General features: G+C 43.7%; 8 protein-coding genes. 6 read left to right on the forward strand and 2 right to left on the reverse strand.

Features of this window, described 5'->3' with window-relative positions; all coding sequences use genetic code 11:
• Window positions 1-602: 602 nt before the first annotated feature.
• The 6 genes from V3S16_RS13620 (at window position 603) to V3S16_RS13645 (ending at window position 3,968) form a co-directional block, all read left to right on the forward strand.
• The gene (locus tag V3S16_RS13620) at window positions 603-956 is read left to right on the forward strand and encodes a helix-turn-helix domain-containing protein (protein ID WP_413885836.1); all 354 of its coding nucleotides are present in this window, start codon (window positions 603-605) and stop codon (window positions 954-956) included.
• Window positions 946-2,151 carry a type II toxin-antitoxin system HipA family toxin gene (locus V3S16_RS13625; protein WP_413885838.1) on the forward strand — a complete coding sequence of 402 codons (1,206 nt, stop codon included), beginning with the start codon at window positions 946-948 and terminating at the stop codon, window positions 2,149-2,151. The genes V3S16_RS13620 and V3S16_RS13625 overlap by 11 nt, the downstream gene beginning before the upstream one ends.
• 201 nt (window positions 2,152-2,352) lie before the next feature.
• The gene (locus V3S16_RS13630) at window positions 2,353-2,580 is read left to right on the forward strand and encodes a hypothetical protein (protein WP_413885840.1); all 228 of its coding nucleotides are present in this window, start codon (window positions 2,353-2,355) and stop codon (window positions 2,578-2,580) included.
• The gene (locus tag V3S16_RS13635) at window positions 2,562-2,987 is read left to right on the forward strand and encodes a putative toxin-antitoxin system toxin component, PIN family (RefSeq protein WP_413885842.1); all 426 of its coding nucleotides are present in this window, start codon (window positions 2,562-2,564) and stop codon (window positions 2,985-2,987) included. Before V3S16_RS13630 ends, V3S16_RS13635 begins: the two co-directional genes overlap by 19 nt.
• 504 nt (window positions 2,988-3,491) lie before the next feature.
• Window positions 3,492-3,725, forward strand: a complete 234-nt coding sequence (locus V3S16_RS13640) for a hypothetical protein (RefSeq protein WP_413885844.1) — start codon at window positions 3,492-3,494, stop codon at window positions 3,723-3,725.
• Window positions 3,726-3,740: 15 nt separating this feature from the next.
• A complete protein-coding gene (locus tag V3S16_RS13645; RefSeq protein WP_413885846.1) occupies window positions 3,741-3,968 on the forward strand; it encodes a hypothetical protein in 228 nt (75 codons plus the stop codon).
• Window positions 3,969-4,100: 132 nt separating this feature from the next.
• Here the strand turns inward: V3S16_RS13645 and V3S16_RS13650 are convergent, their stop codons facing one another.
• Window positions 4,101-4,436, reverse strand: a complete 336-nt coding sequence (locus V3S16_RS13650; protein ID WP_413885850.1) for a PIN domain-containing protein — start codon at window positions 4,434-4,436, stop codon at window positions 4,101-4,103.
• Entirely contained in the window at window positions 4,381-5,604 is a 1,224-nt protein-coding gene (locus V3S16_RS13655; RefSeq protein ID WP_413885848.1) for an ATP-binding protein, read from the reverse strand. The genes V3S16_RS13650 and V3S16_RS13655 overlap by 56 nt, the downstream gene beginning before the upstream one ends.
• Window positions 5,605-5,951 lie beyond the last annotated feature (347 nt).

Below are 5,951 nucleotides of genomic sequence, written 5' to 3' on the forward strand. Positions count from 1 at the left end.
TGACGCCGATGTAGTGCTGCCGTTCGTATTTTCCCAAGGGAATGGGGTCAAACCTTGATCATTGATTATTGTGCGTTATGTTGATTTATTGCAGATAGTTAAATTGATTAGACAAATGATTTATTAATGATTTTAATCACAAATCAACGGGCTGTTGCCCAAATCCAATTATCAGACAAAATAGCATATAACTCATCAAAAAAGAGAATTCGGTTGTAATAAATTCAACAGGTTAAACAATAGCAAAATATGGTAATTCATAAAAAGTGTGAAAAATCGATTTGGGCAACAGCCCGTCAAGGTTTGACCCCAGACCACGGGCGTGCCAAATAATAACAACAGGGAGATGGGCTTTTTCGGTTCACTCCCTGCTTCCTTTTTTATGTCCAATCTATTTTTTTTCGGTCTGCTATAATGTTTACTCACCTTTTTAGCCCGCATATTGCATGAAATTATTCAATTGCACAGAATTCCTCAGGGAGCAGGATTACCGATCCTGTAAAACAATCAAAAAAAACATTTGACTTATCATAAAAAGTATCATAAATAGATCATTAAATATTATTGTGATCTATTTATAGATCTTTTTTGAGGATACGATAATGGCTCGAAAACCAATTGAAAACCACTTGCCGTTACCGGTTCGTCACGTGCTTAAAGAACTGGGGATGCTGATTGAGGCCGGGCGCAAGGAAAAACAATTTACCCAGGCGGAACTGGCAAAGCGTGTAGGCGTTGGTCGAATGACCGTCGTCCGGATAGAACATGGCGCACCGGAGGTTGCCATCGGTTATTATCTCACGGCTGCGTGGATACTGGGCCTGCCAATACTTTCCTGGAGCGATTTTGCCGGAATGCGTGCAAATTCATCCGTTGCCGCATATCTTGAAAAAATTCGCGAACATTTACCCGAACGAGTTCGGACAAAAAAGGGTAAAATAGACAATGACTTCTGAAGCTTTTGTTTGGATCTGGCTACCGGATGCCACTGAGCCGGTACTATGCGGCAAGTTGCAGGAAGATGCCGGAGAACTTCAATTTTTTTATGGCAAAAGCTATCTTGAAAAGAGCGCTGCGATTTCATTGGATATACGTGAGCTTCCATTGGAAAGCGGCGTTTTTCGTCCGCGAGTCGGCGAGATGCATAGTGTGATCCGGGATGCTGCACCTGATGCCTGGGGAAGAAGAGTGCTTTTATACCGATTAGATCAAGCTAATATCACCGAGCTTGATTACTTATTAAATGCCGGATCAGATCGTATCGGTGCTTTGGTCATACAAAAAGCATCCGACCATTATCAGATACAAGAAACACAAGCCGCCACGCTCGATCAGTTGGTTGAAGCGGCCGAATTAATTGAAAACGGACAGCCGCTGCCGGATGCCCTGGCCAGTGCTTTACTGCATGGTTCCAGTGTGGGCGGCGCCAGGCCAAAAGCATTGTTGTATGATAATCGATCAAGCTGGATTGCCAAATTCAGTTCCACCACAGACCAGTATCCGGTGGTACGAAGCGAGCTGGCCGCCATGTGGTTGGCTGGACAGTGCAGTGTCAAGGTTCCCGCCGTTAGAATGGTTGAGTCCATGGGAAAAGACGTTTTGCTGGTTGAAAGGTTCGATCGCATTCGTACTGAGGCCGGCATGAAAAGACGGTTTATGATTAGCGCCTTAACAGCTTTGCAGCTGCATGAAACCGAAAGCCTGTTGGCGTCTTACCTGGACCTTGCGGGTTTTATAAGGCGCTATGCTAAAGATGCCGGTCAGGATAACTCTCAGCTTTTTCGGCGCATGATGTTTAATATTTTGATTGGCAATAATGACGATCATGCCAGAAACCATGCATTTTTCTGGGACGGAGCCCGGTATCAGCTAACCCCTGCGTATGATATTTGCCCTATGCTTCGATCCGGCCTGACTGCCAACCAGGCCATGATTGTGGGAAAACAGGGCCGCTCAAGTACCCTAAAAAATGCTCTGTCTGAAGCGGGTCTTTTCGGACTAACAAAAGAGGATGCCATTATTATTAAAAGAGAATTAGTTGATAAAATCGAAACGCACTGGGCAGAAGCATCCGACTATGCAGGACTGACAAAGGTTCAATCCGACTTACTACGAAAAGCGACCGTTCTATCACCTGGAATCTTTTATTAATGAATGTTTCGTAATGTTATTTGGGGTCGGGCCACAATAACCGACTATAATAACAACAAATTTGGTGTTCAACGGGCGTGCCAATGAATAACAACGGGGAGGTGGACTTTTCGGTCCACCCCCGTTTTTATGTTGATTTTTGTCTTGTAATGTAGTAAGGAAGTAAGAAAACAATGAAAACAGATAAAAAGGATTAAGAAAATGTTAGCGAAAATTACCTCTAAAAATCAGATAACCATTCCCAAAAAAATAATGGAACAGCTTCCGGAGACTCAATATTTTGATCTTGAACTTGTAAATGGGGTTGTAATGCTCAAGCCGGCCAAGATTATGGATACGAACCTTGATCAAATTCGATATAAAATCGACAAACTCGGTTTGAAACCCGGCAGCGTGAGTGAAGCTATTAGATGGGCCAGAACAAAGTAATACCGGTTGTAGTTGACACCAACGTTATTGTTTCCGCACTTCTGTTTGGCGGCACTCCGGGCAGGTTAATCGATTTGTGGAAAGAAGGACGTATTCAGCTCTTTGTTTGCAAAGAGATTATCGATGAAATTATGAGAGTTTTAACATATCCACGATTCCAGCTGTCGGAAAAAGAGATCAGCTACCTTATTTATGACGAGATACTTCCTTATTCTGAAATCGTAGACATCCCATCGGGGCCGGTAATCATTTCGAGGGATCCGTCGGACGATAAATTTATCCGCTGTGCAGAATCCGCAGGTGCTGACGTGATCGTGTCCGGTGACCGACATCTGCTTTCATTGAAAGAACATGGTGATATTAAAATCCTTACCCCGGCCCGGTTCCTTGCCGACCTGCCGGACTAGCTGCGATTATGTAGAACCTCAATTGATCGTAAACAAAATGAAGAAACTCTGGATCATACTAAAATTAAAGCACATTTTTTGACTTTTTTGAAATCTTATATCTCTTCTATCAGTGAGATATAATTTTTCTTTTAAATCTTCATTTTATTTACCCTTTAGGCTTCGCTTTCAGCTACGACTCAACAAGCCGGGAAAGCCGATGATACGCCATATAAAAAAGTTAGGGGTGGTGTGCTAAAAATATCTCAACTACCAGACCTTATCCCTGGAACAACCATCAGAAAACCTTCGAGATGGTAAAATATTTGAGATTCCCTAACACGGAAACCTTCGTACATTCTGATGTTGGAAAATAAAAAGGCACAGATTTAATACTGTGCATATCCAGAATGTTTCATTTTACAGCTACCTTGTTTCTTTGAGTTTTTAATGCTATATATTAATAGGAGTTGCAATCTCACTCGGATAATCTGATCTTTGTGATTTTTCAAGGGAAAGGTATTAGTGACGTTTGAAATAGTTGGACGGTTTACAGACATAGATACAATTGCCGTTGGAAAATCGATTCATGAAGTTGAACGGCTGGTAAAGATTTATGGAGATGGGCGTTGGAGGAAACTTAAAGGGATTGCCCAGATTCGGTTAAAAGATGGTACTGTTTGTAAGGCAGAAGTTCGCTGGTACGAAGCCCACGGAATTGGAAAAAAAGAATTTAAAATAAAACATATCCTTGATTAATTGGGATGGAGAGTTATGGGAAACAAGAGTTTTGCTATATGCGTTAACAACCTAGGTTATGAGGCATCTTTGGAGCGCTGGAAAGTGTATAAGGTGATTGAAGATGCGAAAGCGGTCAGCTATCACCAGATTCGTGTAATTGACGAATCGGGTGAGGATTACCTATTTCCAAATGACTTTTTCGTAGTTGTTGACCTGCCAAAAACGGTTAAAGAGGCGATGATTGCTTCTAAATCTCCATAATGATGAATGCCGACACAAATCAAAACCGCAGGCATTAGCTATTCGCTGCGGTCATATTTACCCTTTCTGTAAAGACCCAACCCCAAGACGAGTCGAAAATCCCTACAAGTTGCCGGTCGGCAAAAGATGGTTCTAGTGTTCCGGAAGTTCCCGCAGAAATGGATTATGAATTAGAATGCCTCCCACTCGCTGTCCATGTTGAAGATCTTCCGTGAGGATGGTCGCGGCATTTTTAGAAAAGGCCGCTGAAACGATTAAAGCGTCCCAGAAAGATATACTGTAATTCTCTTCTATTTCACTTGCCTGTAAAATAGTCCCGGCATCATTGATGACAAATTCCCACTGGAAGTAGTTCTTTAGAATTCTTCTTGCTTCTGTTTTTTCAGGGACGGGGATATTTTCCGGGTTAGCGTTATATAAAATTCTTGGAGTACCCGGGCAATTTAATGGTAAAGGTGGTGCCGGCACCGGGTTCTGATTTCACTTTGATTTCTCCCCCATGTTCGCTGATGATCTTTTCCGTCACAGACAGGCCGAGCCCTGTTCCCTTGGACCCTTTCGTGCTGAAGAAAACGTTGAAGATGTTCTCCCTGTCTTCCTTGCTGATGCCGCATCCGTTGTCGGAAACCAAAACTTCAAGTGAACCCTCTATACGCTTTGTGGTGATAACAACGACACCTGCCGGCTTGTCGCATGCATCCACAGCGTTTGAAACCAGGTTGAGGATACAACGATATATACCTTTGGGGTCCAGGTTGATCGCCCCCATGTTAGACTCCAGATCCAATAAGATGTCGACGTTATTTTCCCTGGCCTTTTCTCTAAGGAGATCAGCGATGTCCTTGCAGATTTGGTTGATATCCGATGGCTCAAGCTCCGGTTCACGCGGCCGCGAATACGTCAGCATATCGAGGACGAGATCCTTCAAGACCTGGCTGTTTCGTTTCAGGACGTCCCAGCCTCTTACAATTGTCTCCAGCTTTTCCTTTCGAAGGCCGGTTTCAAGTATATATCCCCCTCCGCCCATGGCGTGCAGGATATTTTTAATGCAATGGGCCGCTCCGGCGATGCCCTGCCCAATGGCAGTCAGTCGCGCCTGGCGGATGTTTTCGTCGTAGAGCCTCGCATTTTCAATCACCAGGGCCGCCTGAGCTGCTAAAACCGAGAGCACTTTTAGATCGTGTTCCGTGAAACCGTCCAGGTCCTTCTTGTTTACCGCTTCCACAACTCCTATGAGTTTTTTTCTGTGGACCATGGGGACGGCCAGAATCGAACGCGTAACGAACCCCGTCTGCTTGTCAATACTTGGATCGAACAGGGGATCATCATAGGCGTTTTTGATGATAACGGGCACTTTTTTTTGAGCACACCACCCCGCCACTCCCGAACCCATTTTCAGCCGAATGCTTTTCAGCTTGCGCTCAAAATCCCTCTCTTGCGTTTCTCCCCGGGCCACGAAAAAATGAAGCTGATCTTCTTTTTCATCGTACAAAGCCAGCGAGGATGATTCGGCGTTCAATGCCGCCGCACTTTCCCGGATGATGGCTTCAATCAGTTGATTGAAGTCGGACATGGACTCCAGGAACTTTTCAACCCGGTAAAGATGTTCGATTTCGGATGCAATTGGATCTATCATTGTAATGGCTCCTAAAAAAAAGCGGAATTTCCTGGGAGAATATTTGTTTGGCCCAAGATAAATCTTACTGAAAATTTCTTAACATAATCGAAATGTTAACAGATATTAACTCCTGATGTCAAATATTCGATAACTAAATCCGCGCAAATACATCACCCATCAGACGTTACGGGCCTTTTCTAAAAAAAATCTTTTGCTAAAACATTAAATCAACGTTAACATAGAAAAGGCCTTCAAGATAGGGGGACCAAAACACGGGGCGCATTAAATAAATGTATGGCCCGGGATTCGGGGACCAACCCGGCTGAAAGAAGCTATTGTGACAAAAAAAGAGTCTAAAACAAACG

Source organism: Candidatus Desulfatibia sp., assembly GCF_036446775.1.
Lineage (GTDB): Bacteria > Desulfobacterota > Desulfobacteria > Desulfobacterales > UBA11574 > Desulfatibia_A.

Bases quoted from the DNA above. Each gene is read 5' to 3' on its own strand.
- V3S16_RS13630 (WP_413885840.1), top strand. From the start codon at position 2,353: ATGTTAGCGAAAATTACCTCTAAAAATCAGATAACCATTCCCAAAAAA.
- V3S16_RS13645 (WP_413885846.1), top strand. From the start codon at position 3,741: ATGGGAAACAAGAGTTTTGCTATATGCGTTAACAACCTAGGTTATGAG.
- V3S16_RS13655 (WP_413885848.1), bottom strand. From the start codon at position 5,604: ATGATAGATCCAATTGCATCCGAAATCGAACATCTTTACCGGGTTGAA.
- V3S16_RS13635 (WP_413885842.1), top strand. From the start codon at position 2,562: ATGGGCCAGAACAAAGTAATACCGGTTGTAGTTGACACCAACGTTATT.
- V3S16_RS13620 (WP_413885836.1), top strand. From the start codon at position 603: ATGGCTCGAAAACCAATTGAAAACCACTTGCCGTTACCGGTTCGTCAC.
- V3S16_RS13625 (WP_413885838.1), top strand. From the start codon at position 946: ATGACTTCTGAAGCTTTTGTTTGGATCTGGCTACCGGATGCCACTGAG.